Origin of the sequence: Oceanobacillus saliphilus, assembly GCF_023522835.1 — a bacterium.
GTDB classification, from domain to species: domain Bacteria; phylum Bacillota; class Bacilli; order Bacillales; family Amphibacillaceae; genus Oceanobacillus; species Oceanobacillus saliphilus.
In genome coordinates this window covers 311,436-336,621 of record NZ_JALCZU010000002.1, presented here as the reverse complement: position 1 = coordinate 336,621, position 25,186 = coordinate 311,436, and the positions used below count along the sequence as shown (strand labels likewise).

28 protein-coding genes are annotated in these 25,186 nt (G+C 37.8%); 20 read left to right on the top strand and 8 right to left on the bottom strand.

Annotated elements, in window-relative coordinates:
• Positions 1-2: 2 nt before the first annotated feature.
• Positions 3-290 (bottom strand): ArsR/SmtB family transcription factor, encoded by a 288-nt coding sequence (locus tag MN204_RS04735; RefSeq protein WP_249870242.1) that lies wholly within the window; start codon positions 288-290, stop codon positions 3-5.
• A gap of 218 nt (positions 291-508) precedes the next feature.
• Between MN204_RS04735 and cbpB the strand changes: the two genes are divergently transcribed.
• The 8 genes from cbpB (at position 509) to MN204_RS04695 (ending at position 8,763) form a co-directional block, all read left to right on the top strand.
• Positions 509-961 carry a cyclic-di-AMP-binding protein CbpB gene (gene cbpB / locus MN204_RS04730; RefSeq protein WP_249869929.1) on the top strand — a complete coding sequence of 151 codons (453 nt, stop codon included), beginning with the start codon at positions 509-511 and terminating at the stop codon, positions 959-961.
• Positions 962-1,154: 193 nt separating this feature from the next.
• Complete coding sequence (gene dapD / locus MN204_RS04725; RefSeq protein WP_249869928.1) at positions 1,155-1,871, top strand: 2,3,4,5-tetrahydropyridine-2,6-dicarboxylate N-acetyltransferase; 717 nt, start codon at positions 1,155-1,157, stop codon at positions 1,869-1,871.
• Positions 1,872-1,884: 13 nt separating this feature from the next.
• Entirely contained in the window at positions 1,885-3,015 is a 1,131-nt protein-coding gene (locus MN204_RS04720) for an N-acetyldiaminopimelate deacetylase (RefSeq protein WP_249870241.1), read from the top strand.
• A 60-nt stretch (positions 3,016-3,075) separates the two neighbouring features.
• On the top strand, positions 3,076-3,318 hold the full coding sequence (locus tag MN204_RS04715) for a YkuS family protein (RefSeq protein ID WP_249869927.1): 243 nt from the start codon (positions 3,076-3,078) through the stop codon (positions 3,316-3,318).
• Between the two features lie 306 nt (positions 3,319-3,624).
• The gene (locus MN204_RS04710) at positions 3,625-4,065 is read left to right on the top strand and encodes a TlpA family protein disulfide reductase (RefSeq protein WP_249869926.1); all 441 of its coding nucleotides are present in this window, start codon (positions 3,625-3,627) and stop codon (positions 4,063-4,065) included.
• Positions 4,066-4,247: 182 nt separating this feature from the next.
• The gene (locus MN204_RS04705; RefSeq protein ID WP_249869925.1) at positions 4,248-5,996 is read left to right on the top strand and encodes an ABC transporter ATP-binding protein; all 1,749 of its coding nucleotides are present in this window, start codon (positions 4,248-4,250) and stop codon (positions 5,994-5,996) included.
• 18 nt (positions 5,997-6,014) lie between these two features.
• Positions 6,015-7,841, top strand: coding sequence for an ABC transporter ATP-binding protein (locus MN204_RS04700; protein ID WP_249869924.1), 1,827 nt, complete (start codon positions 6,015-6,017; stop codon positions 7,839-7,841).
• Between the two features lie 253 nt (positions 7,842-8,094).
• Positions 8,095-8,763, top strand: a complete 669-nt coding sequence (locus MN204_RS04695; RefSeq protein ID WP_249869923.1) for a potassium channel family protein — start codon at positions 8,095-8,097, stop codon at positions 8,761-8,763.
• 70 nt (positions 8,764-8,833) lie between these two features.
• Here the strand turns inward: MN204_RS04695 and rnjA are convergent, their stop codons facing one another.
• The 3 genes from rnjA to def all read right to left on the bottom strand — a co-directional run bounded on the left by rnjA (position 8,834) and on the right by def (position 11,874).
• Positions 8,834-10,501 carry a ribonuclease J1 gene (gene rnjA, locus MN204_RS04690; RefSeq protein WP_249869922.1) on the bottom strand — a complete coding sequence of 556 codons (1,668 nt, stop codon included), beginning with the start codon at positions 10,499-10,501 and terminating at the stop codon, positions 8,834-8,836.
• A 1-nt stretch (position 10,502) separates the two neighbouring features.
• Positions 10,503-10,712 (bottom strand): DNA-dependent RNA polymerase subunit epsilon, encoded by a 210-nt coding sequence (locus MN204_RS04685; RefSeq protein WP_249869921.1) that lies wholly within the window; start codon positions 10,710-10,712, stop codon positions 10,503-10,505.
• Positions 10,713-11,322: 610 nt separating this feature from the next.
• Positions 11,323-11,874, bottom strand: coding sequence for a peptide deformylase (gene def, locus MN204_RS04680; protein ID WP_249869920.1), 552 nt, complete (start codon positions 11,872-11,874; stop codon positions 11,323-11,325).
• 491 nt (positions 11,875-12,365) lie between these two features.
• Here def and MN204_RS04675 point away from each other — a divergent pair, with 491 nt between their 5' ends.
• The 5 genes from MN204_RS04675 (at position 12,366) to lpdA (ending at position 18,328) form a co-directional block, all read left to right on the top strand.
• Positions 12,366-13,025, top strand: a complete 660-nt coding sequence (locus MN204_RS04675; RefSeq protein ID WP_249869919.1) for a YkyA family protein — start codon at positions 12,366-12,368, stop codon at positions 13,023-13,025.
• Positions 13,026-13,572: 547 nt separating this feature from the next.
• The gene (gene pdhA, locus MN204_RS04670) at positions 13,573-14,616 is read left to right on the top strand and encodes a pyruvate dehydrogenase (acetyl-transferring) E1 component subunit alpha (protein ID WP_249870240.1); all 1,044 of its coding nucleotides are present in this window, start codon (positions 13,573-13,575) and stop codon (positions 14,614-14,616) included.
• A gap of 3 nt (positions 14,617-14,619) precedes the next feature.
• Positions 14,620-15,597, top strand: a complete 978-nt coding sequence (locus MN204_RS04665) for an alpha-ketoacid dehydrogenase subunit beta (protein WP_249869918.1) — start codon at positions 14,620-14,622, stop codon at positions 15,595-15,597.
• A gap of 25 nt (positions 15,598-15,622) precedes the next feature.
• The gene (locus MN204_RS04660) at positions 15,623-16,915 is read left to right on the top strand and encodes a dihydrolipoamide acetyltransferase family protein (RefSeq protein ID WP_249869917.1); all 1,293 of its coding nucleotides are present in this window, start codon (positions 15,623-15,625) and stop codon (positions 16,913-16,915) included.
• A gap of 3 nt (positions 16,916-16,918) precedes the next feature.
• The gene (lpdA, locus tag MN204_RS04655; protein WP_249869916.1) at positions 16,919-18,328 is read left to right on the top strand and encodes a dihydrolipoyl dehydrogenase; all 1,410 of its coding nucleotides are present in this window, start codon (positions 16,919-16,921) and stop codon (positions 18,326-18,328) included.
• 132 nt (positions 18,329-18,460) lie between these two features.
• Here lpdA and MN204_RS04650 read toward each other — a convergent pair whose 3' ends face one another.
• A complete protein-coding gene (locus tag MN204_RS04650) occupies positions 18,461-18,832 on the bottom strand; it encodes a hypothetical protein (protein WP_249869915.1) in 372 nt (123 codons plus the stop codon).
• Positions 18,833-19,181: 349 nt separating this feature from the next.
• Between MN204_RS04650 and MN204_RS04645 the strand changes: the two genes are divergently transcribed.
• The 4 genes from MN204_RS04645 (at position 19,182) to MN204_RS04630 (ending at position 21,783) form a co-directional block, all read left to right on the top strand.
• Positions 19,182-20,036: a polysaccharide deacetylase family protein gene (locus MN204_RS04645; protein ID WP_249869914.1), complete on the top strand. Its 855-nt coding sequence runs from the start codon at positions 19,182-19,184 to the stop codon at positions 20,034-20,036.
• A 244-nt stretch (positions 20,037-20,280) separates the two neighbouring features.
• A complete protein-coding gene (locus MN204_RS04640; RefSeq protein WP_249869913.1) occupies positions 20,281-20,391 on the top strand; it encodes a GapA-binding peptide SR1P in 111 nt (36 codons plus the stop codon).
• A 157-nt stretch (positions 20,392-20,548) separates the two neighbouring features.
• Positions 20,549-21,505, top strand: coding sequence for an NAD(P)H-dependent flavin oxidoreductase (locus MN204_RS04635; RefSeq protein WP_249869912.1), 957 nt, complete (start codon positions 20,549-20,551; stop codon positions 21,503-21,505).
• Positions 21,506-21,516: 11 nt separating this feature from the next.
• Entirely contained in the window at positions 21,517-21,783 is a 267-nt protein-coding gene (locus MN204_RS04630; protein WP_249869911.1) for a UPF0223 family protein, read from the top strand.
• A gap of 30 nt (positions 21,784-21,813) precedes the next feature.
• On the opposite strand, the gene MN204_RS04625 is transcribed toward MN204_RS04630, so the two are convergent.
• Positions 21,814-22,449, bottom strand: a complete 636-nt coding sequence (locus MN204_RS04625; protein ID WP_249869910.1) for a YktB family protein — start codon at positions 22,447-22,449, stop codon at positions 21,814-21,816.
• A gap of 459 nt (positions 22,450-22,908) precedes the next feature.
• Here MN204_RS04625 and MN204_RS04620 point away from each other — a divergent pair, with 459 nt between their 5' ends.
• Together MN204_RS04620 and MN204_RS04615 are read left to right on the top strand one after the other, a co-directional pair.
• The gene (locus tag MN204_RS04620) at positions 22,909-23,106 is read left to right on the top strand and encodes a YkzI domain-containing protein (protein WP_249869909.1); all 198 of its coding nucleotides are present in this window, start codon (positions 22,909-22,911) and stop codon (positions 23,104-23,106) included.
• A gap of 135 nt (positions 23,107-23,241) precedes the next feature.
• The gene (locus tag MN204_RS04615; protein ID WP_249869908.1) at positions 23,242-24,048 is read left to right on the top strand and encodes an inositol monophosphatase family protein; all 807 of its coding nucleotides are present in this window, start codon (positions 23,242-23,244) and stop codon (positions 24,046-24,048) included.
• 10 nt (positions 24,049-24,058) lie between these two features.
• Here MN204_RS04615 and MN204_RS04610 read toward each other — a convergent pair whose 3' ends face one another.
• On the bottom strand, positions 24,059-24,229 hold the full coding sequence (locus MN204_RS04610; protein ID WP_249869907.1) for a DUF5325 family protein: 171 nt from the start codon (positions 24,227-24,229) through the stop codon (positions 24,059-24,061).
• Between the two features lie 305 nt (positions 24,230-24,534).
• Here MN204_RS04610 and MN204_RS04605 point away from each other — a divergent pair, with 305 nt between their 5' ends.
• Complete coding sequence (locus MN204_RS04605; protein ID WP_249869906.1) at positions 24,535-24,846, top strand: YlaH-like family protein; 312 nt, start codon at positions 24,535-24,537, stop codon at positions 24,844-24,846.
• 95 nt (positions 24,847-24,941) lie between these two features.
• Here MN204_RS04605 and MN204_RS04600 read toward each other — a convergent pair whose 3' ends face one another.
• Positions 24,942-25,145 carry a YlaI family protein gene (locus tag MN204_RS04600; protein WP_249870239.1) on the bottom strand — a complete coding sequence of 68 codons (204 nt, stop codon included), beginning with the start codon at positions 25,143-25,145 and terminating at the stop codon, positions 24,942-24,944.
• Positions 25,146-25,186: the final 41 nt, after the last annotated feature.

The following is a 25,186-nucleotide window of genomic DNA, read 5'->3' as shown; positions in this document are numbered from 1 at the left end:
TCCTAATTGGTGTGTTTGGAATGCTCAATTGTCTGCTCCAGTAAGTTCATGACATGATAGTCATCAGGCGAATAGTATGCCATGGTTTTATCCCTGCGTTTTTTGACCAAGTGTAATTGCTTCAAGTACTTTAATTGATGAGAGATGGTGGACTGCTTCATGTTTAGTTGTTCAGCAATTTCATTAACGGAGCATTCTTTTTGAAAAAGCAAATGCAATATTTTAATTCTGGTTGGGTCAGATAAAGCTTTAAAGATTTGGGAAACGTCTTCAATTAAACGTTCGTCCATTGTATTATATTGCAATATTCCACACCTCTTTAATATATGATCATATGTTCATATTGTAAGATGTGTGAACGTTATTTTCAACTGTTTGCAACCATAAATGATGTCTCAAATTAAGTGATATGGTAAAATTAGTATAGCGGTGTATAATCAGGATTAACATGTTATGCAATTCGTATTAGGTTAAAGTTTGTGATAGTTTTGATGAAGGGGGCGAATATATGAGTCTTATTCAAGATAAGCAGCTAGCCGAAATTTCCATTAACGATCTATTGATTCCCTCGGAAAAAGTTGCCCATGTGCAATTGAATAACCCTTTGGAGCATGCATTGCTTGTGCTCGTTAAATCAGGATACTCAGCAGTTCCGGTCTTGGACGCATCTTATAAATTGGTTGGAATTATTGGTAAAACGGTCATTTTAAATCAAATCCTTGGACTGGAAAATTTTGAAATTGAAAAACTCTCCTCCATGAAGGTTAAAGAAGTATTGAACAGGGATATTCCGACGCTTACAAGAGAAAATTCACTTCTTGACGGACTAAATGCCGTTATTGACCATCCATTTATCTGCCTGGTCGATAAGGAAGGATACTTTGATGGCATATTGACCAGAAGAGCCATCCTTAAAGAGATTAAAAAGAATATATATGTCAACTCGTACAAAAAACATTAATGTGATTATCAGCCTTTCCAAACGGAAGGCTGTTTTTTTTAGAGTAAGAGCACCGCAGGATTTTTCATTGCTGAACAAGTCATGCCCAACTTTGGAATCCTAGAAGCTTGTACTTTTGTCTTAAAATATTTGCGAGTAAATATACTGTCTGCTAAAGTAAGATAGAGATTATAAATATCAGGAGGAATTGGACATGAAAATGATGGATGCCAATGAAATTATCAGCTTTATTTCAAATAGTAAAAAAAGTACACCAGTTAAAGTATACATAAAAGGTGATTTGAATCATCTAACCTTCGACGATACGATTAAAGCCTTTGTTGAAAAGAACAGTGGTGTTTTATTTGGAGAGTGGAACGTAATCGAAGCTTTCATCGAAGCGAATAAGGATGCAATTACAGATTATGTTATCGAAAACGATAGAAGAAATTCAGCAATTCCCATGCTTGATTTAAAAGGAATAAACGCACGGATTGAACCTGGTGCAATTATTCGTGATCAAGTGGAAATTGGTGATGGTGCAGTTATTATGATGGGTGCTTCCATTAATATCGGTGCCGTTATTGGAGAAGGTACAATGATTGATATGAATGCAGTTTTAGGTGGACGGGCTACTGTAGGAAAAAATTGCCATATTGGTGCTGGGACTGTACTTGCAGGGGTCATTGAGCCACCATCTGCTAAACCGGTGATTATTGAAGATGATGTGGTAATCGGTGCAAATGTAGTTGTACTTGAAGGAGTAACTGTTGGCAAGGGTGCCATTGTAGCAGCAGGAGCAATTGTTACACAGGATGTAGCACCAAATACGCTTGTTGGAGGAACACCAGCAAGAGTATTAAAAGAAATTGATGAGCAAACAAAAACGAAAACAGAAATTAAACAAGAGCTTCGTAAACTGGACAATTAAGCAGACGATGACGATGGAGAAATATGAACTACTGCAAACAAGAAGAGAATTGCATCAGATTCCTGAATTAGGTTTTCAGGAATTTAAGACACAGAAATATTTACTTGGTAAAATTGAACAGATGAAGACGGATCGCGTTTCGATAAAAACATGGAAAACCGGGATTCTCGTCAAAGTTACAGGTACAGCCTCAACTCAGACAATCGGTTTCCGAAGTGACATGGATGGTCTACCAATTAAGGAATCCACTGATTTTTCATTTAAATCAATACATGAAGGCAGGATGCATGCTTGTGGTCATGATTTTCACATGACAATCGCACTCGGGACATTGGAACAGATCATCCATCATCCAATAAAAGATGATGTTGTGTTTATCTTTCAACCGGCTGAAGAGGGTCCAGGCGGTGCGTTGCCTATGCTTCAATCGGAGGAATTTCAACAATGGAAACCCGACGTTATTTTTGCACTGCATATCGCTCCCGAACTGCCTGTTGGGACGGTGTCATCTCGTGAGGGACTCCTCTTTGCCAATACGAGTGAATTGTTTATTGATTTTAAGGGGCTTGGAGGTCATGCTGCATACCCGCATTTAACACGTGATATGACTGTTGCAGCCAGCAATTTCATTGTTCAAATGCAGCAAATCGTATCAAGAGGGTTAGATCCATTAACCAGTGCTGTCATTACAGTAGGGAAGATGGAAAGTGGTGTCGTTCAAAATGCTATTGCAGAAACGGCAAGAATTGAAGGTACAATCCGGACACTTCATCCTGAAACTATTCTTATCATAAAAGAAAAACTTGAAAAACTCATGAGAGGATTTGAAATCAGTCATGAGTGTAAAATCACGGTAGACTATGGCGCTAATTATTATCAGGTTTATAATCAAGGGAACTATGTAGACCTATTTCGTCATTGCATGGGTGAAAATGATATTACATTTATAGAAGCGAATGCGGCTATGACAGGTGAAGACTTTGGAGATATGCTGAAAGAAATTCCAGGATTTATGTTCTGGTTGGGAGTGGATTCTCCCTATGGATTGCATAACAATATGCTAAACCCAAATGAAGATGCACTTGAAGTTGGTGTGAAATCTGTAATCAATACGTTTTATGCGCTCTCGAACGAACGTGCATAATGTGTACTTTTCTGTAAAAACTACAATTGTAAATGTACATGTTCAGAGGAGGAAACGCGTATGGCACGAATTGGTGTGGAAGGAACATTGACCGATGTAAAAACTGCATTAATGGAAATGGGTCACGAAATTATTGACTTACGTACTGAGAATGATGCAGCACATTGTGATTGCTGTGTTATTTCCGGTCAGGATAAAGATGTAATGGGAATGCAAACCACCAGTATTGCTGGACCAGTAATTAATGCACATGGGCAAAGTGCTGAAGAAGTTTGCCAAATGGTAAATCAGAAATTAAGTTAATGGATAAGCCAAAAAAAGGCAGAGTCAGTCTCTTATAGACATGACTCTGCCTTTTTAATTTATGCGAAAGTTGAGTTAGGAAGGTAGAAATTTTTGGCAGCAATTAATTTTTACACATAAACAGCCACGTCCAGCTCCGGTTCCTAGAAACTCCCGTCATAAGCAATTGAAATTCCAAGCGCCGTCCCTAAACTGGCGTTTTCGCTTTTGTTCTTGTGTCATTATCTCTATTACTTTCATATATAAAATAAGAACTTATAAAGAATGCTGCAAAGATATTCTTTCATAACAAGGGAGGAATTGGATTTGAAATTACGGGATCAAATACCGGATTTACATGCAGAAGGTGAGTGGATAAATACAAGAGGGATTCGGACGGAGGATCTTATTGGACATAAACCTACTCTTATTTATTTTTGGTCAGTGAGCTGTCATACGTGCAAAAGGGCTATGCCACTCATCAATCAAATGCGTGATGAATTTAAACGTGAATTACAGGTGTTAAGCATACACACGCCACTTACAGAGGATGATAAAGAAATAGAAAGTATTAAGAAAGAAGCAGAGAAATTCAACATAACGGAACCGCTATTTGCAGATCAAAGTGAAATGTTATCTAGGAGGTTTCAAATAAGATATGTACCTGCTTATTTTATTTTTACGAAAGAAGGAGAACTAAAACATTTTCAGTCCGGACGTAATGGTATTGCAATGTTAAGAAGACGGCTGGGCCGAATTTTGGAATAAAAGCGAACTGAAAATCATATTAGACAAATCACTCTTTCAAGGCTGTAGGAGTGATTTTTTATTTTAGACCAACATTATTTATGAAATATTTTAAAAAATTAAAAATAAGTGTAGCAATTTATTTCGGAAACCGTTATATTAATAATTATGGTATGTGAATTAGATCAGGGAGGGGGATTTTTTTGATTACATTTAAAAAGCTAAAACAATATTATTGGCCACACAAGAAATACTTCTTTTGGTCATTATTCTTTTTATTATTTGTAACAGGCATAACAGTTGTATATCCAATTATCTTGCAAGTGACGATAGATGAAGTTGTTCTTCAGAATAGGTATGAGTTAATCCCATGGATATGTGCCATCTTTCTTGGATTAATGGTTGTCAAAGGTCTTTCCACATTTATATTTCAATATTTAGGAGACCTCTTTGGGATGACAACCGTTTATCATCTGCGCAGGGCATTGTATGATAAACTCCAAGCATTGGCATTTAAGTATTACGATAATGCTAAGACTGGGGATATTATGTCACGCTTGACAGCTGATGTTGAAGGGTTCCGATTTTTTCTATCCGTTGGCTTCGCAGAATTGATTAGAATGGTACTACTGATTGCAATCAGTTTAAGTATTATGTTTTATTACTCGGTTCCACTAGCGTTCGTTACGATGGCTGCAATTCCGTTCCTGGCTATTGTTGTTTTTAAGTTTGATAAACGAGTCCATCCAGCATTCAGAGACATCAGAAAATCATTTGGTAAGCTGAATACAAGGGTTCAAGAAAACATTAGCGGTATGAATACAGTAAAATCTTTATCAAGAGAAGACTTTGAAATTGGAAGATTTTCTACAAGTAATGATAACTATCGGCAAAATTATATAAAGACATCGAAACTTTGGGCAAAATATTTTCCGTTTATGGAGTTTATTGGCAATGTTTGTGTTGTTGCATTGCTGGCTTTTGGTGGATATTTGGTTATGGAGGGGAAGCTTGGACTGGGTGAACTTGTCGCCTTCTTCAGCCTTGTATGGTATATCCTTGGACCATTAATGAACCTTGGGTTTATTGTCAACCAGTTTTCACAGGCAAAAGCATCAGGGGAACGATTAATTGAGATTTTGGATGCTAAAGAAGATATTGTTGAGATAGAGAATGCTGTTGACCATCCAATTAAAGGTCATGTGACTTTCAAACATGTTTCCTTGAATTATATTGAAAATGATGATGCTGCATTAAAAGATATCAATTTTGATGCACCTCCTGGAAAAGTGATTGGTCTGATTGGTGCCACTGGATCTGGAAAAACGAGTATTACTCAGTTAATCACTAGGTTCTATGAGCCACAGGTTGGGGAAGTACTGATTGACGGAAGACCAGTAGCAGATTATAAACTAAAAACGCTAAGAAGTCATATTGGCTTTGTTTTGCAGGAACCGTTTTTGTTCTCCACATCGATCAAGTCAAACATTGCTTACGGAAGGCCGGATATTTCAGAAAAAGAAATTATAGCAGCTGCAAAAAGAGCACAGGCACATGAATTCATTACGGAACTTCCTAATGGTTACGATACGATGCTCGGTGAACGGGGCATGGGGCTCTCAGGTGGCCAGAAGCAAAGAATAGCAATTGCACGTGCGATTTGCATTAATCCAAGTATTCTCGTCCTGGATGATGCGACATCTGCGGTTGATATGGAAACGGAATTCAACATTCAAAAAGCATTGCGTGAAGTGATGATAGGCAGAACGACATTTATTATTGCCCATCGTATTTCTTCTTTAAAACATGCAGATGAAATATTGGTTCTGGAAGATGGTAAAGTTGTGGAGCGCGGAACACATGATTATCTATTAAATCATAAAGGACCATATGAGCGCATTTACAACATTCAATATCAAGATCGTGAAGCAATCATGAACACAGTAGGTTGATAAGGAGGGGGACCTTGAATGGTAAATAAGCAGGATAAAGAAGAAAGCCGTCATTTATTGCGGTTTTCCTATACAGTTGACCAGGTAATCGATAAACCATTTAACTGGTCACAAATGGGGCGATTGCTCCAATTTGTTAAACCATATTCGAAAACATATTTACCAGCAGCAATCATAGCTATGCTCATATCGACTATTATTCGTTTAACGGTTCCTATATTAATAGGTAAAGTCGCAATTGATATGGCGATTATGGGAGAGGACTTTTCATTGCTTGGATACCTTGTAATGGGAATCGCTATCCTGTACTTAATAAATTTTGTCGCCAACACGTTTCGGATAAAATGGGTGAATATACTGGGGCAGAATGTAATTTTTGATCTTAGACAAAAATTGTTTTCACATGTTCAACGACTGTCCCACCGTTTTTTTGACACCCGTTCGGCAGGATCAATATTAGTTCGAATCTTGAATGATATCAATTCATTGCAGGAGCTTTTTACGAACGGAATCATCAATCTGTTGATGGATGCAGTGATGCTTTTTGGAATTATCGTAATCCTGTTTGTATTAAGTCCGCCACTTGCTTTGGCTGTGATTATTGTTATTCCACTAATGTTTTTTATCTCAACTAAACTCAGAAAAACAATCAGAAGATCCTGGCAGGACGTTCGTTCACATCAATCGCGCCTGAACTCTCATTTAAATGAGGGAATTCAAGGTATGAGAATCACCCAATCATTTTCACAGGAAAAAGAAAATGCTGCGTTTTTCAATGGCGTTAATGAAGGTTATTTCAACAGCTTTAAAGATGCAGCAAGAAAAAGTGCTTTTTTCCGTCCATTGGTTGAAATTTGTGATGCAATAGGGACAATAATTCTAATTGCTTTTGGTGCGTACTTGATTTTGAACGGAAGCATTGAAATTGGAACATTCGTATCCTTTGCCTTTTTCCTTGGAATGTTTTGGGAGCCTATTTCACGACTTGGACAGATGTATAATCAACTGCTCATGGCAATGGCCTCTTCTGAACGGATTTTTGAGTTTTTGGATGAGCAACCAAATGTGGAAGAAAAAAAGGATGCTTATACGTTTAAAGATATGAAGGGACACATTAAATTTGACCGTGTTGGTTTTTCCTATAATAAGGATCGTGTAGCATTACATGAAATATCTCTCGAAATTGAGGAAGGGCAGACCATTGCATTGGTGGGCCATACAGGCAGCGGAAAATCAACCATAGCTAATCTAATCAGTCGTTTTTATGATCCAACTTCTGGTGCTGTTACAGTGGATGGATATGATATAAGGGATGTTTTGCTTGATAGTTTACGTCAAAGGATAAGTGTTGTGCTTCAGGATACATTTATTTTCTCAGGGACAATTATGGAGAATATCCGATTCGGTAAACCGAACGCTACCGATGAAGAGGTGATTCAAGCTGCAAAAGTAGTAGGTGCAGATGATTTTATCCAGCGCTTGGCTGACGACTACCATACAGAGGTAGAAGAACGAGGTAACATCCTTTCTGCTGGCGAGAGACAACTACTATCGTTTGCCAGAGCACTGCTTGCTGACCCAAGCATTATTATTCTTGATGAGGCAACAGCGAGCATTGATACAGAGTCAGAAGTGAAAATTCAAAGAGCATTACGGAAACTTCTCAAAGGCAGAACATCCATAATAATTGCCCATCGATTATCGACAATACGGGAATCTGATAATATTTTCGTGTTGGAACATGGTCGGATTTTAGAGCAGGGCAGCCATGATGAATTAATGAAGAAACAAGGAAAGTATTTTGATCTGGTAAAATCGCAGTTTACAATGCTGGATGCAATCTGATCCAAAAAAAGGAGTAATCTTTCATACTGAAGGTTGCTCCTTTTCTTTTGAATGAGTATGATTGTTACTAGAGGCTGTTCGAAAAGTAACGAAATGATAAGCGTCAATTCTCTTCGTAGGCTTATCATTTTAGCTTCTCACGTATCAATTGTATACGTTTGGTTGCTTATAGCTTCGCCTTGATCTTATCACTTCTGATTTGGCAACTTTTTGGACACATACGAATAGAGTAAGTTTTAATGGAGGATAAAATATGAAAAAAGATTTCGCTGTTATCGGTCTTGGTCGGTTTGGTGGCAGTATATGCCGTGAACTAAGCAGGGAGGGGATGCAGGTTCTTGCAATCGATCATGACGAAGATCGAGTTAATGCGTATAAAAATATTGCGTACCATGCAGTTATTGCAGACTCTACGGACGAAGATATGTTGAAAGAAATAGGGATTAAAAACTTCGATCACGTTATTGTGGCTATTGGTGAGAATATCCAAGCAAGTATTTTGACCGCAGTAATTTTAACTGATCTTGGAATCAAAAAAATTACAGTTAAAGCACAAAATGATTATCATGAAAAGATATTGAATAAAATTGGCGTTAATCAAGTAGTACACCCGGAGCGCGACATGGGTAGAAGGCTTGCACATAACATTATTTCCAGCAATATACTCGATTATCTTGAACTATCTGATGAACATAGTATTGTGGAAGTGAAAGCAGGAAAGAAGATGGTAGGAAAATCACTGATTGATCTAGATGTCAGGGCCAATTACGGATGTAACATTGTTGCTATAAAGCGAGGCCGTGATATCAACGTATCCCCACGGGCTGATGACTCGCTTCAGCAAGATGACGTTTTAATCGTGATCGGAGCTGATAAGGATATATCTAGATTTGAAAAGAGACTTGTAATTGATGATGATTAAAAAAGACATGGAAGCTTGTAACTACGCTTCCATGTCTTTTTGTTTCTTATAGTTTATCAGAGCGGTCCATTTAAACTTCCATAATAATCGGTAATACCATTGGACGGCGTTTTGTTTTTTCATAAAGGAATGGTGCAATGGTATCTGTAATCTCATTTTTGATTTCAGACCATTGGGTGGTTTTTCTTTCCATTACTTTATTTAGATGAGACGAAACAAGTTTTTGCGCTTCGTTTATCAGGTCTTCAGATTCTCTCATATATACAAAGCCTCTAGAAATAATATCAGGGCCTGCAGCTATTTTGAATTCTTTCATATTAATGCTGACCACGACGATAACGAGTCCTTCTTCAGATAGGATGCGACGGTCTCGTAATACGATATTGCCGATATCACCGATTCCACTACCATCAACATAAATCGATCCAGAAGGTATTTTCCCTGAAATGGCTGCTTGGTCTTTGCTTAGGGCAAGAACATCACCATTATCCATAACAAATGAATTTTCCGGTTCTACATCACAAGCTGCAGCTAGTTTTACATGTTCTTTCAGCATACGATATTCACCATGAATCGGCATGAAAAATTTAGGTTTAATTAATCGCAGCATTAACTTCTGCTCTTCTTGACTGCCATGACCGGAAGTGTGAATATTACTTAATTTACCATGGATTACATCTGCTCCAGCACGGTATAATTTATTGATAGTCCTGCTGACACTTACCGTATTTCCAGGGATTGGAGATGAAGAAAATACGACAGTATCGCCAGGAATAATTTGAATTTGTCTGTGCGTCCCATTTGCAATGCGTGACAATGCTGCCATTGTTTCACCTTGTGATCCGGTGCAGAGAATAGTGATTTCATTTGCAGGAAATCTATTGATTTGGTTTCCCTCAATGAATGTTTCTTTTGGAGCCTGAATGTATCCGAGCTCTTGTCCAATTTTGATGGCATTCTCCATACTTCGACCAAATACAGCTACTTTACGTTTGTGTTTGACAGCTGATTCGACAACTTGTTGGAGTCTATAGATATTCGATGCAAAAGTAGCGAATATCAATCTTCCGTCAACGCGGTCGAAGATTTCATCTATGCTTTGGCCTACAACTCGTTCAGACATCGTAAAGCCAGGGACCTCACTGTTTGTGCTGTCAGACAGGAGACATAGGACGCCTTCTTTACCAATTTCAGCCATTTTTGTTAGATTAGCTGGTTCTCCAACAGGGGTAAAGTCGAATTTAAAGTCACCAGTATGAACGATATTTCCTGGTGGTGTTTTAACGACAACTCCATATGAGTCGGGAATACTATGGGTAGTACGGAAAAAACTGACGGAAGTTTTACGGAATTTAATAATATCATCTTCTTGAATCGTTGTTAATTTAGCACTTCTTAAAAGACCGTGCTCATCTAGTTTATTTCGGATTAGACCGATTGCTAGTGGTCCTGCATAAATAGGCACATTTACTTCACGTAGGAGATAAGGAATTCCACCAATATGATCTTCGTGACCGTGTGTTATGAAGAGACCTTTGATTTTATCCTGATTTTGTACAATATACGTATAATCAGGGATAACATAGTCAATTCCCAAAAGCTCATCCTCTGGAAATTTAATTCCGGCGTCAATTAGAATGATTTCATCCTGGAATTGAATCGCATACGTATTTTTTCCGATTTCGCCTAATCCACCTAGTGCGAAAACAGCGGTTTGGTCATTTTTTACAAATTTCATATTATACGTTCTCCACTTCTAATTTACCGGTTTCTTTTTCATAGTTCAGATGTGCCTCATCTAATTCTTGGATGTATTCGATGTTATAATTCCGGTTACTTAATTTCTTTCTTACTTCTCTTACTGATTCTGCTTCAACATAAATGCTTTTTGTACGTTCACGTACAGGAACCTCGTCCTGTCGTTCTTGATATAAAACTTTAAAAATCATTTTATCTCTCCTAACCGATTTTTCTTATTTTTTTGTTCAAGGAAATAAGCTATGCCTGTTATAGGCGATAACCGACTTCCGTTCAGATGATTATTATTTTTCCGTTAAAACTTCGTCCGGTATGTTTCCGTAGCAATACCAGATAATCTATAAATTACTTCATTGGTGTGATTGGTTACATCCTTGGTAGTCTTATTTAAAAGTTGTTGGAACACGTCCCTCTTTGCCTAAAAAGTCTCTCCACCGTTTCTTAAGCTTTTCTTTTAGGCGCTTCAGCATAAGGACACACGTCTCCTTTCAGATATCTAAGAAAAGCAACAAAAACTATCTACCGTCCAATCCTCTTATCTACAGTATAGTACTAAATGAGGAAAAGTTAAATAAAAATACATCATTTATAAAAAAATAGTAATAAGCGCTTATGAATTCTACTCGTATGTTTATCTTTTGCCGAGAATGAAATCTTATACATTGTTTGGCTTCGGAATCGTGTTTCGAACGGGTTTTCTGAAAGATTCAGACTGCCACAAAATCGGTAGACAGTGACATAAGGATAAAATGAATAGTAGTAATTTAAAAAGGTGACTGTGCTGTACAGTCACCAGGCGATTTATTCGATTGGAGTAGAATTGTCAGGGATTTCGAACGGATTATCTTTATTTATATGATCGTAAAACATGATTCCATTAAGATGATCAATTTCATGCTGAACGACAACTGCAGGATATCCTTTCAATCGCAGTTTTACCGGATTCCCGTCTATATCTGTTGCTTTAATGGTAATTCTTGCGTGTCTTGGAACATACCCTTCCACAGGCCGATCTACAGAAAGGCAACCCTCTCCTGAAGAAAGGTAGGATTTTTCCACAGAGTGACTAATAATCTTCGGGTTTACGAGTCCGTAGCTATACAATTTTCCGTTAAAATCTTCAAAATGAATAGCAATCATTCTCTTTTCAATACCAAGTTGGGGTGCAGCCAATCCAACTCCTGCTCTTAGATTATATTTGCCTGCTGTTTCCTCATCCTGACTGTTTTTAAGAAACTCTAGCATATCTTCAAGTATTTTTTTTTCTTCATTACTGATGGGGAGACTTACTTCTGCTGCTGCTTTTTTTAGGGAAGGATGACCTTCACGTACAATGTCTTTCATTAATATCATCATGCATTACTCCTTAATTGTTATAATGTACATAGAAAAGTGTATTAAAAAAGTAGCCGTTTTGTATAGGCTTTAAAAAGGTAAAAAAGTATGAAGATCGTATGGCTTCTTCATCTGCTAACAAAAACGACCTTGTCAAGCTCGAGCTTTTAAAGAAACTACTGGCATAAGCAATGAACGGCCTAAAGAACTAGGTCATTGGAGCGTTTTGCCAAAGGATGTGGCAAAACGTAGTGGAACTTCTTTATAGAGCAAATACTTTGCGGTTCCTTATTTATGCATCCGCTTCTTTTTATAGTCCTATGCTTTTGTGCATGGAAAATCGTTTCTCGCTTTGTCTATTCAATTTAATATTTTAACATATCCAGAGCGAATAAATCATAAATTTGAAAAGAGAGTAATGAATAGAGAGGTTACCATTAATTTTAGGGTATGGTTTATGATATACTTTTAAATACTAACGTTATTAGAACATATAGGAGGCAGAAATCGTGCAATTTAAGAACTTATTATTTATCCTATCTACCGTCATGCTGGCATTACTAACTGCGTGCAGTGGCCAGTCTACAGAGGAACAAATACATAGCCATTTGGAAGAAGCGGTTGTGCTTGAAGCTGAATTCGAAGACCAGCAAAGTGTCATTACAGACCTTGAAGTTCAGGAACAGGAAATTTACAACCAAATTATAGATTTGGGTATGGATGACTTTGACCAAATTACAGAACTCTCCAACCAAGCAATCGGAATTATTGATCAGCGAGAAGAAGAAATTGACGTTGAAAAACAGAGTATTGAAGCTTCTCATGAAGAATTCGCCAAAATTGAGGACTTGATCACCAATATTGAGAATACGGAGGTCCAAGATAAAGCGAATAGCATGTATGATGTAATGAATAATCGATATCGTTCTTACGGAGAACTGAATGAAGCATATGTGACTTCTTTGGAACTGGAAAGGGAGTTATACACCATGCTTCAGCAAGAAGATATTGAACAGGAAGAACTCACTGCTCATATTAACTCCATAAACGACAGTTATGAGCGTGTGCTTCAATCAAACGATGAATTTAATAATTACACAGTAGAATACAATGCGTTGAAAAAGGAGTTCTACGAGGCTGCACAGCTGGAAGTATCGTATGAAGAATAGGTTAAAACTTGCCTCCCTAAAAAGCGCTGGAACCAAATGGATCCAGCGCTTTTTCAATTGGTTTTAGTGCTCCTCTTGTTTTTCTATCCATTTTTCTCTCTCTTCCATCTCCCCATAGTAGAACGCTTTAACCTTAATACGATTTAATTGACATTTGGTCTATATCATTTAAATTAATACAGATTGAAGCGAGAGTTGTAACAGTTGTTGCTGGAAGGATGCTAAATGTAAGGATTTTTATGAAAATCCTTACATTTGAGTTATTTAAAGGTGTAAACTAATTGACCGAATGAGGTTAATAGGTTACTATTTAATTTGAATAATGATTGTACTAATATACTTTACATATTTTATGTAACAGGTTACTATTTAAACATGAGCAGTGATTATCATTAACTGAAACAGGGTACAATTATTATGGGTTACTATTTTGTACGTTTTTCGTGTTATGGGTAGGCTAGGAAGGATAATAATAAATTGGTGTAAAGAAAGGAAGAGGTGAACTATTTTGAAACATGTACTTGAAAATGTTGAAAGTCAGTTCGAAATGTTCCAGATTCTAAATGAAGATGGAAAAATTGTAAACGAAGATGATATGCCGGATCTATCAGATGAGGATTTAAAGGAACTTATGCGCCGCATGGTTTATACACGTATCCTCGATCAGCGCTCCATTGCGCTGAATCGTCAAGGGCGTTTAGGGTTTTATGCTCCGACAGCTGGCCAGGAGGCATCTCAATTAGGAAGTCAATTTGCACTTGAACAGGAAGATTTTATTTTACCTGGTTATCGCGATGTTCCACAGTTAATCTGGCAAGGGCTTCCATTATATCAAGCATTCTTATTTTCCAAAGGACACTTTCATGGTAACCAGTTCCCCGAGAACTTACATGCTTTAAGTCCACAAATCATCATTGGTGCACAGTATGTTCAGGCTGCTGGTGTTGCACTTGGAATTAAAAAACGCGGCAAGAAAAATGTTGCTATAACATACACAGGTGATGGCGGTACTTCCCAAGGAGATTTCTACGAAGGTATTAACTTTGCGGGTGCATATAAAGCTCCAGCTATTTTTATCGTTCAAAACAACCGATTTGCTATATCAGTACCAGTTGAAAAACAAACGAATGCCAAAACATTGGCGCAAAAGTCGGTTGCTGCTGGTATCGAAGGTATTCAAGTAGATGGTATGGACGTTTTAGCAGTATATGCTGTAACGAAGGATGCTCGTGATCGTGCAATCAATGGAGAAGGACCGACGTTGATCGAGACGTTAACCTACCGTTTTGGACCACACACGATGTCAGGAGATGATCCGACACGTTACCGTACAGAAGAACTTGATAATGAGTGGGCTAAGAAGGATCCACTTGTGCGTTTCCGTAAGTTCCTTGAGAGTAAAAAATTATGGTCTGAAGAAGATGAAAATAAAGTAATCGAAGAAGCAAAAGACGATATTAAAAAAGCGATTAAGCAAGCAGAAGAACAACCGAAGCAAAAAGTTACTGACTTAATCGGCAATATGTATGAAGAACTTCCATCCAATCTAAAGGAGCAAATGGAAATTTATAAAGAGAAGGAGTCGAAGTAAACCATGGCACAAATGACAATGATTCAAGCAATCACAGATGCAATGCGCACAGAGTTAAAAAATGACGAAAATGTGCTTGTATTTGGTGAAGATGTTGGTCAAAACGGTGGCGTATTCCGCGCTACAGAAGGATTACAGGATGAATTCGGTGAAGATCGTGTATTTGACACGCCACTTGCTGAATCAGGAATTGGCGGTCTGGCGATTGGACTTGCATTACAAGGTTATCGTCCAGTTCCGGAAATTCAATTCTTCGGCTTCGTCTATGAAGTAATGGATTCTATCAGTGGTCAAATGGCTCGTATGCGCTATCGTTCTGGAGGACATCATACAGCACCAATTACGGTTCGTGCTCCATTCGGTGGTGGTGTACACACACCTGAAATGCATGCAGATTCTCTTGAAGGATTAATGGCACAGCAACCAGGTCTTAAAGTTGTCATCCCTTCGACTCCTTATGAAGCAAAAGGATTATTAATTGCTGCAATCCGTGACAATGATCCAGTTATTTTCTTAGAGCATATGAAGCTATATCGTTCCTTCCGTGGTGAAGTTCCAGAAGAAGCATACACGGTTGAAATCGGCAAAGCTGAAGTGAAAAAAGAAGGAAAAGATGTAACACTTATCGCTTATGGTGCGATGGTACATGCATCATTAAAAGCAGCAGAAGAGCTTGAAAAAGATGGTATCGATGCGGAAGTAATTGATCTTCGTACAGTATCACCGATTGATTATGAAACTGTCATTGAGTCCGTTAAGAAAACGAATCGTGTCGTAGTTGTACAGGAAGCACAACGTCAAGCAGGTGTCGCTGCAAATGTAGTTGCAGAAATTCAGGAAAGAGCAATCCTTCATTTGGAAGCCCCTGTGTTGCGCGTGGCAGCTCCAGATACAGTTTATTCATTTTCCGATGCAGAAGAAGTTTGGTTACCAAACCATAGAGATATCGTTGAAAAAGTAAATACTGTTATTAATTTCTAATAAAAGATCAGGAGGTTTTCTTAATATGGCATTTCATTTTAAACTGCCCGATATTGGTGAAGGAATTCATGAAGGCGAAATAGTTAAGTGGTTCGTAAAAGAAGGCGATGAAGTAAAAGAAGACGATGTATTGTGTGAAGTACAAAATGATAAAGCGGTTGTAGAAATTCCATCTCAGGTGGATGGTACGGTTACGAAAATTCATGTTGAAGAAGGCGAAGTTGCTATAGTCGGTGACACGCTCATTTCCTTTGATGCAGAAGGTTATGAATCAGAAGATGAACCTGTTGAAGAGAAGAAAGACGAGCCTGCTTCAAAAGAAGAAAAATCAGAAAAGGCAACGGAAGAAGCTGCACCAGAAACTGCAGATTCTGATTCCGATGATGATTTTGATGGTGCACGTATTATCGCGATGCCTTCTGTCCGTAAGTATGCACGCGAAAATGACGTTAAAATCAGTACAGTAACAGGCTCTGGTAAAAACGGTCGTGTACTAAAAGAAGATATTGATACCTATCTGAGTGGAGATCAACAAGCAGCACCAGCAGAAAAAGCGGAAACACCTGAAGCATCTGTAGATACTCCATCTCAACCAGCAGCTGCACCACAAGGTCAGTATCCGGAAACACGTGAAAAAATGACTAGCATCCGTAAGTCAATTGCCAGAGCAATGGTTAACTCTAAAACAAAAGCACCACATGTTACCTTGCATGATGAAATTGATGTGACAGAGCTTGTTGCACACCGTAAGAAATTTAAAGCAATTGCTGCAGAGCAGGAAATCAAGCTTACCTATTTGCCGTATGTTGTGAAAGCTCTCGTTTCAGCATCCAAGAAATTCCCAATCATCAATTCGTATATTGATGAGAACACTGATGAAATTGTACAAAAGCACTACTTTAATATAGGGATTGCTGCAGATACAGATAGAGGATTGCTCGTTCCTGTTGTTAAAGATGCAGATAAAAAGTCGATTTTTGAGATATCTTCCGAAATTAATGAATTGGCAGGAAAAGCTCGTAATGGTAAACTGAAACCAGACGAGATGAAAGGGGCTTCTAATACGATTTCAAACATCGGTTCAGCAGGTGGACAATGGTTTACACCAGTTCTAAATTATCCTGAAGCCGTTATTCTCGGAATTGGTCGAATTGCAGAGAAGCCGATTGTTCGTGATGGGGAAATTGTAGTTGCTCCAGTTCTCGCTTTATCTTTAAGCTTTGATCATCGTATCGTTGATGGTGCAACTGCACAATTAGCTCTGAACCAAATTAAACGATTGCTGAATGATCCACAATTAATCATGATGGAGGCGTAGGTAATGGTAGTAGGAGATTTTCCGGTAGAAGTAGACACACTAGTAGTTGGTGCAGGTCCTGGTGGATATGTTGCTGCAATCCGTGCAGCACAATTAGGACAAAAAGTTACAATTGTCGACAAGGGAGCATTGGGTGGTGTATGTCTTAATGTTGGATGTATTCCTTCCAAAGCGCTAATTCAAGCTGGACATTTAGCTGAAGGCGCTCATGGTTCTGAAGATCTTGGTATTAAATCAGAAAATGTTACTGTTGATTTCGCCAAAGTTCAAGAATGGAAAGGTTCAGTTGTAAACAAGTTAACTTCAGGAGTAGAAAGCTTGCTTAAAGGAAATAAAGTTGACATCGTGAAAGGTGAAGCTTACTTTGTTGACAAAAATACAGCGAAAGTTATGGATGAAAAATCATCTCAAACTTATAAATTTAAAAACTGTATCGTTGCAACAGGTTCTACACCAATCGAAATTCCAACGTTCAAATTTTCGGATCGAGTTCTGGACTCCACTGGAGCATTGAACCTGAAAGAAATTCCAAAGAAAATGGTCGTTATTGGTGCTGGCTATGTCGGAAGTGAACTAGGATCAGCATATGCCAACTTTGGTACAGAGGTTATTTTTGTTGAAGGCGCTAAAGATATCCTTAGTGGATTTGAAAAACAAATGACCCAACTGGTTAAGAAACGCTTGAAAAATAAAGGTGCTACTATTGTGACACAAGCGATGGCTAAAGGCGTTGAAGAAACAAAAGACGGTGTGAAAGTAACATATGAAGCTAGTGGCAAAGAAGAAACGGTTGAAGCGGATTATGTATTGGTGACAGTTGGACGTCGTCCGAACACGAGTGAAATTGGACTTGAACAAGTTGGAATAGAACTTGATGACAGAGGTCTGATCAAAGTTAACAAGCAATGTCGTACAAGTGTTGAAAACATTTATGCAATTGGTGATATTGTTGCAGGACCACCACTTGCACACAAAGCATCTTATGAAGGCAAAATAGCGGCGGAAGCAATCAGCGGTGAAAAATCGGAAGTTGATTACATCGGTATTCCGGCTGTTGCGTTTACAGAACCTGAGCTTGCAACTGTTGGTTTGACGGAGCAGGAAGCGAAGGATGCTGGTTATGATGTGAAAGTTGGTAAGTTCCCATTTGGTGCAAATGGTCGTGCCCTATCATTAAATAATAGTGATGGCTTCTTGAAATTGATTACTCGTAAAGAAGACGGACTGGTTATCGGAGGTCAGATTGCAGGGCCAAATGCCAGTGATATGATTTCAGAAATTGGACTTGCTGTTGAAGCAGGGATGACTGCTGAAGATATTGCATTAACGATTCATGCACATCCTACTTTAGGAGAAATTACAATGGAAGCAGCAGAAGTAGCGATTGGCAAACCAATTCATATGATGAAATAATATATAATCAACATAAAAAGATGTCCCTTGTACTAATGAGGGGACATCTTTTATTTTGGACAGGTATGAAAATAATGCTTTCTTACCTGCATAAGTACTACGAAATCTCCAACAAGAAAGGATAGGGTTTTTCTATTCCTCCCGAAACGTAAATTCCAATTGTTCTATAATTTCCTTCTTGGCTTTTTTTCCGGATAATTGTGCAATGGTTGTACCATTTTTTGAGATTAAAAGGCTAGGACCGTTTTTCCTTTCAATGAAATCCATATTCATTAGATTGATATTCACTTTTTTTGCTTCGTTAAATTCAGTAGGATATTTTGCTTTTAATTCAATGAAAGCATCCATATATATTTTATCTGCTTCATCACTAGTATCATTTGGGATAAACATGACATCATAATCAGATGGCTTAAACGTGATTACTTCTGTAAGTGTACTATCATTTTGACAGGCCATTAATAAAACGAAGGCAGGAATCAGCATGAATCGCTTCGACTTCACTTTCCCCCCTCACTTTCCTTTTTAAAGTATGTTAACAATGACAGTGTATCAAAGGAAAGGGAGCAATTAGCCGATGTTAATGAACTGTAATGGGATTGTAGAATATCATGTAAATAAGAAATATTTGTACGGAAAATGTAATAGACAGGTAATCGTAAAATAGGATGTCTATTGTAGGAAAAGAGAGAAAGTCAGTTTGTTTTCCTGAGCAAGTGGTTAGAAAGCTTGGCAAATGGCTTTGTTGTGTTTATGTAGTGAAAACTATAAAATCCATCATTGCCCACGTTAACAGATTCCCTTATAATTAATCTAGTAATCTATTCGTATACATCCAGGAGGTAATTTACATATGAAGCAAATTCTTTTTGGTTTTCTAATAATCTGTTTTGTGTTTCTGGTAGCTTGTAATAATGAAACCGAAACGACGAGTCAAGGAAAATCAGAATCTGCGGAGTCGGACGGTACAGCTGTAAAAGAAGAAAAAGAAGAAAAGGACGAAAATGGTGACAGTGATCAAAGTGGTATAGAAGAAACACCGACAGTTGAACCACAATACATGGTCTCAGACAATTGGTCGCTTGTACCTATGAAGGAAGGCGTTAATGAAAACGTTGTATTGCTGACAATCGATGATGCCCCGGATAAATATGCAGTGGAAATGGCTAAAACATTAAAAGAACTTGATGCCAATGCGATATTTTTCGTGAACGGTCATTTTCTGGTAACACCTGAACAAGAAGAAATGTTGCAGGAAATACACGACTTGGGTTTTTCAATAGGTAATCATACATTTAATCATGTCACATTACCCGATGTATCAGAGGAGGAACAGAAAGAGGAGATTGTTAGTCTCAATGATCGTATTGAGGAAATCATTGGAGAACGTCCTGTGTTTTTCCGAGCACCTCATGGAGCAAACACAGATTACTCCATTGAAGTAGCCGAAGAGGAAGGTATGACCGTGATGAACTGGAGCTATGGTTATGATTATTTCAAACCATACATGGATGCGGAAAAACTGGCACATGCGATGGTTACCGGGGAGGGTCCGGAAGTGGATATATCTTATTCACTTCTTAAGCCAGGTGCAAATTTATTAATGCATGACAGAGAATGGACACTGGAAGCACTGCCGGATATTGTAAATGGATTAAGGGAAAAAGGATATGAAATGCTCGATCCTAACTTAATACAAAATCATTAAATCTAATAAACAGCCTGTTCATTCTGCAGGCTGTTTAATTTTTTTAGCAGATAGGAAAGTATAAAACTTTCCTATCTGCATAAGTGCAACTAAGGTTTTCACCGAAAAGCTTGGTGACAACCAAGTTTTCTAATATAAAATCATAATCTTTTTAATGTGATATACTAATTAGGGGTTGATTCTTTTAATGTGACATATTATAATATGAATACGTTATCATAATTCATTTAAAGGAGATGGCTTAATGGGTACAATAATTTGTCAGGATTGTCAGCATGTTATTGAACATTACGAAGAAGAGAAAGTTACAACTCTCTACGGTACATGTCCTACTTGCAATGAAACCAATAAATAATAATGATGAGCTGCATAATTGTGCAGCTCTATTTTTTATGAACAGAATACCTTTCAGATGTCACTTATATTCTATGTAAACGATTTCTATAATAGTATAATTATGTAAGAAATGATACGATTATGAGAGAACTATTATTAAAAAGGGGGATGGAAAAATGGGTTTCAAAACGAGAGTTACGGAATTATTGAGAATCGATTATCCAATTATTCAAGGTGGACTGGCACATCTTGCATATTCTGACCTGGCAGCGGCAGTATCCAATGCAGGTGGCCTTGGGCAGATTACGGCTATGAGTTTACAGGGCCCAGAGCAATTAAGAGATGAAATCAAGCGTGTCAGGTCTTTAACTGTGAAGCCGTTTGGAGTCAATTTTGCTATTGGGCAGCACGGAAGACCGTTTGAAGAAATGGTTGATGTTGCAATTGAGGAGAAGGTTCCTGCCGTATCAGTTACCGGTGGAAACCCAAAAGGACTATTGGATCGTCTGGATGGACATGATATTAAAAAGCTTGTCCTTGTGGCCGCCACAAGACAGGCTGAGAAAGCTGAAGAACTAGGTGCCGATGCTGTAATGGTTGTTGGGCAGGAGGGTGGTGGACACCTGGGCAGGGGAGATGTAGGGACATTTATATTGACTCCCCAAGTTGCAGATCGTGTATCCATCCCTGTAATTGCATCAGGCGGCATTGTCGATGGAAAAGGGCTTATGGCAGCTTTGAGTCTTGGTGCGGAGGGTATTGAAATGGGTACAAGATTCATAGCGACAAAAGAAGCACAAGCACATGAAAATTATAAACAAGCAATTGTTGAGGCAGATGAGAATAGCACAGTGGTCATAAAGCGAACAATTGGTGCTCCTGCAAGAGTATTAAGAGGGCCATGGACAGATCGCATCCTTGAAATTGAAAAACAGGAAGCGGGTTATGATTCGCTCAAATATTACATAAGTGGAAAGGTAAATAAAACGTATATCGAGCATGGAAACAACCAGGAAGGATTCGGTTGGGCTGGACAATCTGCAGCAAGAATTAATGATATTCCATCTGTTCACGAATTGATTGGAAATATTATAAAGGAAGCTGAGGAAATAAAATATAAATGGAGTAAATGAGGTGTTTTGTAATGAATTATGAATATCCAATAGATGAAACATGGTCAACGGAAGAAATTATTGACGTTGTCAACTTCTTCAGTCTCGTCGAAAAAGCTCATGAAAAGCAAGTAAAAAGACAGGATATTTTAGTATTATACAACCGATTTAAACAGATTGTCCCATCGAAGAGTGAAGAAAAATCGATCTTCTCTGAATTCGAATCCGTTTCCGGCTATTCCAGCTATAAAACGGTAAGAAAGGCAAGAGAATCCAAAGAAGAAATGATTAAAATGTAATAAAGGCAGCACATTCAAGTGCTGCCTTTATTATTTGTTTACCATTTCATTTCGGGAACGTAATGCCAACTGATAAAATGGAATCAATGTATCATAAGTATGCTTAACAGTTTCCAAAAATCTGTTTCCATCCTGCAGAATGTTATCATTCGCTTTAAAATGGCGACCGATCAGGAACTCTGCTTTTTTTACATCTCTGAATCGCTCCAAATCACTCTTTTCCAAATCGGTAAGCTGAATCGAATCCTTTTGCATATGATCAAGAGAAACAACAAAGTTATCGGGTAGCTGTTTGATTTCGTCAAACTTGGTTAGAAACGATTTCGCTATTTCTTTTTTATTTGGCAATTCATAAATGAGGGCCAGCCAGATGAACACATGGTCATCAAACAACCCCAATTGAAAATGCGGGTGTTTTTTATAGCCACGCTTATTATCGGCGATTGCCAACCATGTATCCTTTGGTGGGTTTACCGTTCTCCTTGCATGTTTCGCTATATGCAGATAGACTTCATTTCCTAATTGCAATGCCAAATGATCAGCCAATTCTGAACCCAATTCCTGAAATTTTGGCTGAATTCTTGTTTGGATTGCCTCCATTCGTTCATCCAGTCCATCTATTGTAAACGTATTGAAATCTTCTTGATTAAATCCATGAAAAGCCACATGTTTCATCCTCTCTACAACTTAAATTATAATAATTATTATTAAGGAAAATATGCAGGAAGTCAAGCCGAGGGAATAGCGAAAGTTTGTTAACAATTCTAAGGTGATGTGAACAAAAGCGCAAGCGCCCGTTTAGGGACGTACAGACTGGACTGAGCCGTAGGAGATAAAGGAAACACGGCGACCGGAGGGAGCCGATGTTGACTTATCGTACGGAGGTGAAGGAAGTCTCGCGAGTCCCTGGGCGCTGGAGCTGGACGTGGCTGTTTATGTGTAAGAATTAATTGCAGCCAAAATTTTATACCTTCTTATATGTTTAAAAAGGGTACAAATTGGGAAATGATTATAAAATAAATCACAATTATAAGAAAAAGTAATGAACAAATAAAAGACAATATCATAGTATAAAGAAAAAGATGGATTTGGTTAAACAAGCTATTGTGAAAGGAAGTGAAGATGATGAAATACGTAATGGAGGCACTGAGAAGAAAAGAGGCTCAGGAAAGATTGCCTGTTATCCGCATGGAGATTGATTATGAATTGGCAACGCTATATGATGCGATGCAGGAAGATGACAAAGTAATGATAATCAAGACGAAAGAGAGATTGGAAGAACTTAGAAAACAGATGCTGCAAATAGATAATGAACCAGTATAGTACTTGACCCCAATATGTATTGGAACATTATGAAAATATTCGAATACATATTGGGGTCATTCAAATACAATGACGTATTTACTCCATTTTGATACAATTATATATAGTTGACGAAAAGTGGAGGTAACAATATATATGGATGTCATGTTGCGCGATGAAATATATGATCAGGCTGTCAAGTGGGTACTTGAAGCTGGTCGTATTATCAGAGAGAAAATGCACGATCCACTGGATATTGAAATAAAATCCAATGCGAATGATCTTGTGACGAAGCTGGATAAAGAAACCGAACAATTTTTTGTACGTAAAATAAAAGAAAAATATAGCGACCACTTCATACTAGGGGAAGAAGGTTATGGAGATGAGCTTTCTTCATTAGACGGAACGATTTGGATTATTGATCCGATAGATGGGACGATGAATTTTGTTCACCAAAAAAGAAATTTTGCTATCTCTGTAGGAATTTATCATGATGGCGTGGGAGAAATAGGAATTATTTATGATGTAATGGCAAATATAGTTTATCATGCTAAAAAAGGTGACGGAGCATATAAAGATGATGTCCGATTGCCTAAATTAATGAAGAAAACAACGATCAATGAAGCAATCATAGGTATGAATCATTTTTGGCTATGTGAAAACAGTTTAGTGGATGAACGACATATGCAGCATTTTGTTAAACAAATTAGAGGAACACGGACATATGGATCTGCTGCATTGGAGTTCGCCTATACTGCTGAGGGCATTATTGATGGCTATATCTCCATGAGGCTATCTCCATGGGATGTGGCGGCTGGAATTGTATTAGTGAATGAGGTTGGTGGCAGAACAACGGATATCGATGGTAATGAACTCCACCTGCTAAAGAAATCTGCTATACTTACTTCTAATTCTGATTATCATCAGCATATTCTGGAGAACTTGCAAAAGGGAAGAAAGTGACGGAAAATCGTCACTTTCTTCTTTTTTTCAACGCTAAACCATACCCAAAAATGCCGAATCCAACAATGAGAAATAATAGAATTAGCCAAATATTGCGCATAGCGATAGCTAGACCAACAAGAATGAACATTAAAATTACACTCATGGCCAATAGTAGCATTGGGTAATTTACTTTTTTCATAGGAGCACCTCTATTTCCATCACCAAATAGTATATATCAAAATATAAAAATCTTCAAAATTTATCGCGCTTACAGCTTGCATTAAACCCAAGTCTTTGAAAGTTCAGGAATTCGTTAAAGTGTGGGGCAGGGGCAACTCCACGTCAGATATCCGATTCTAAAAAGCCTACAGGTCTTATTAATTTGGTACGAACAATCATAAAATTTTCACTTTATCTATTAAAAACAGTATTCATGTAACTGGCACGAATAATAAAGATTTAGTATGATAGTAGAAGGATTTATTAGAATGATGGGGGATTCATATGGATGGTTTTAGATTTGTGTTTGATATGGTTGTGGAAGTAAACGGTACTGAAAATATATTTTGGATTTTTTATACAATGAATTTTATTTTATGCGCAATTGCATACGAACTTGGATTTGCAAGGAAACTGCCACTCGGAAAAACAATTTTTGTTTACTTGATGTTGATGGTTGGTACATATATTTTAACTATATTTACAACTGTAATGAGGATGCCTACGATTGAAAGTCTGCTTGTAATCATACTTGTCCTTGCAGTTTACAGAATCAGACTCCATACGCAACGAAAAGCAAACAACAGCAAGCAATAAAAAACGTCCTTGGGGACGTTTTTTTAGGTTTATTAATAGAGTACTGTTATGACATAATATCTTGAAAACGGATCATCAATGCAGTTGTACTTTTTCTATAAGTATTGATCCACTTTCCTGTTTTCCCGATACAATCTAAATTTCCCGGTAGCGATACGTTTGTTGGTTTTAATCTCAACCCGATCATAGCAGGAATTGCATAAATACATATAAATTCGTCTATTTCTTAATCGTTTCGCTTTTAAAGAATAATCTTCTATATCTTCTATTTTATCGCAAAGAGAACATTTCACTTGCATCATATCACCTCTAACAAAGAATAAATAAATTATTATCTAGT

Bases quoted from the DNA above. Each gene is read 5' to 3' on its own strand.
- MN204_RS04735 (WP_249870242.1), bottom strand. From the start codon at position 290: ATGGACGAACGTTTAATTGAAGACGTTTCCCAAATCTTTAAAGCTTTA.
- cbpB (WP_249869929.1), top strand. From the start codon at position 509: ATGAGTCTTATTCAAGATAAGCAGCTAGCCGAAATTTCCATTAACGAT.
- dapD (WP_249869928.1), top strand. From the start codon at position 1,155: ATGAAAATGATGGATGCCAATGAAATTATCAGCTTTATTTCAAATAGT.
- MN204_RS04720 (WP_249870241.1), top strand. From the start codon at position 1,885: ATGGAGAAATATGAACTACTGCAAACAAGAAGAGAATTGCATCAGATT.
- MN204_RS04715 (WP_249869927.1), top strand. From the start codon at position 3,076: ATGGCACGAATTGGTGTGGAAGGAACATTGACCGATGTAAAAACTGCA.
- MN204_RS04700 (WP_249869924.1), top strand. From the start codon at position 6,015: ATGGTAAATAAGCAGGATAAAGAAGAAAGCCGTCATTTATTGCGGTTT.
- MN204_RS04695 (WP_249869923.1), top strand. From the start codon at position 8,095: ATGAAAAAAGATTTCGCTGTTATCGGTCTTGGTCGGTTTGGTGGCAGT.
- rnjA (WP_249869922.1), bottom strand. From the start codon at position 10,501: ATGAAATTTGTAAAAAATGACCAAACCGCTGTTTTCGCACTAGGTGGA.
- MN204_RS04685 (WP_249869921.1), bottom strand. From the start codon at position 10,712: ATGATTTTTAAAGTTTTATATCAAGAACGACAGGACGAGGTTCCTGTA.
- def (WP_249869920.1), bottom strand. From the start codon at position 11,874: ATGATATTAATGAAAGACATTGTACGTGAAGGTCATCCTTCCCTAAAA.
- pdhA (WP_249870240.1), top strand. From the start codon at position 13,573: ATGTTCCAGATTCTAAATGAAGATGGAAAAATTGTAAACGAAGATGAT.
- MN204_RS04665 (WP_249869918.1), top strand. From the start codon at position 14,620: ATGGCACAAATGACAATGATTCAAGCAATCACAGATGCAATGCGCACA.
- MN204_RS04660 (WP_249869917.1), top strand. From the start codon at position 15,623: ATGGCATTTCATTTTAAACTGCCCGATATTGGTGAAGGAATTCATGAA.
- lpdA (WP_249869916.1), top strand. From the start codon at position 16,919: ATGGTAGTAGGAGATTTTCCGGTAGAAGTAGACACACTAGTAGTTGGT.
- MN204_RS04645 (WP_249869914.1), top strand. From the start codon at position 19,182: ATGAAGCAAATTCTTTTTGGTTTTCTAATAATCTGTTTTGTGTTTCTG.
- MN204_RS04640 (WP_249869913.1), top strand. From the start codon at position 20,281: ATGGGTACAATAATTTGTCAGGATTGTCAGCATGTTATTGAACATTAC.
- MN204_RS04635 (WP_249869912.1), top strand. From the start codon at position 20,549: ATGGGTTTCAAAACGAGAGTTACGGAATTATTGAGAATCGATTATCCA.
- MN204_RS04630 (WP_249869911.1), top strand. From the start codon at position 21,517: ATGAATTATGAATATCCAATAGATGAAACATGGTCAACGGAAGAAATT.
- MN204_RS04620 (WP_249869909.1), top strand. From the start codon at position 22,909: ATGAAATACGTAATGGAGGCACTGAGAAGAAAAGAGGCTCAGGAAAGA.
- MN204_RS04615 (WP_249869908.1), top strand. From the start codon at position 23,242: ATGGATGTCATGTTGCGCGATGAAATATATGATCAGGCTGTCAAGTGG.
- MN204_RS04610 (WP_249869907.1), bottom strand. From the start codon at position 24,229: ATGAAAAAAGTAAATTACCCAATGCTACTATTGGCCATGAGTGTAATT.
- MN204_RS04605 (WP_249869906.1), top strand. From the start codon at position 24,535: ATGGATGGTTTTAGATTTGTGTTTGATATGGTTGTGGAAGTAAACGGT.
- MN204_RS04600 (WP_249870239.1), bottom strand. From the start codon at position 25,145: ATGCAAGTGAAATGTTCTCTTTGCGATAAAATAGAAGATATAGAAGAT.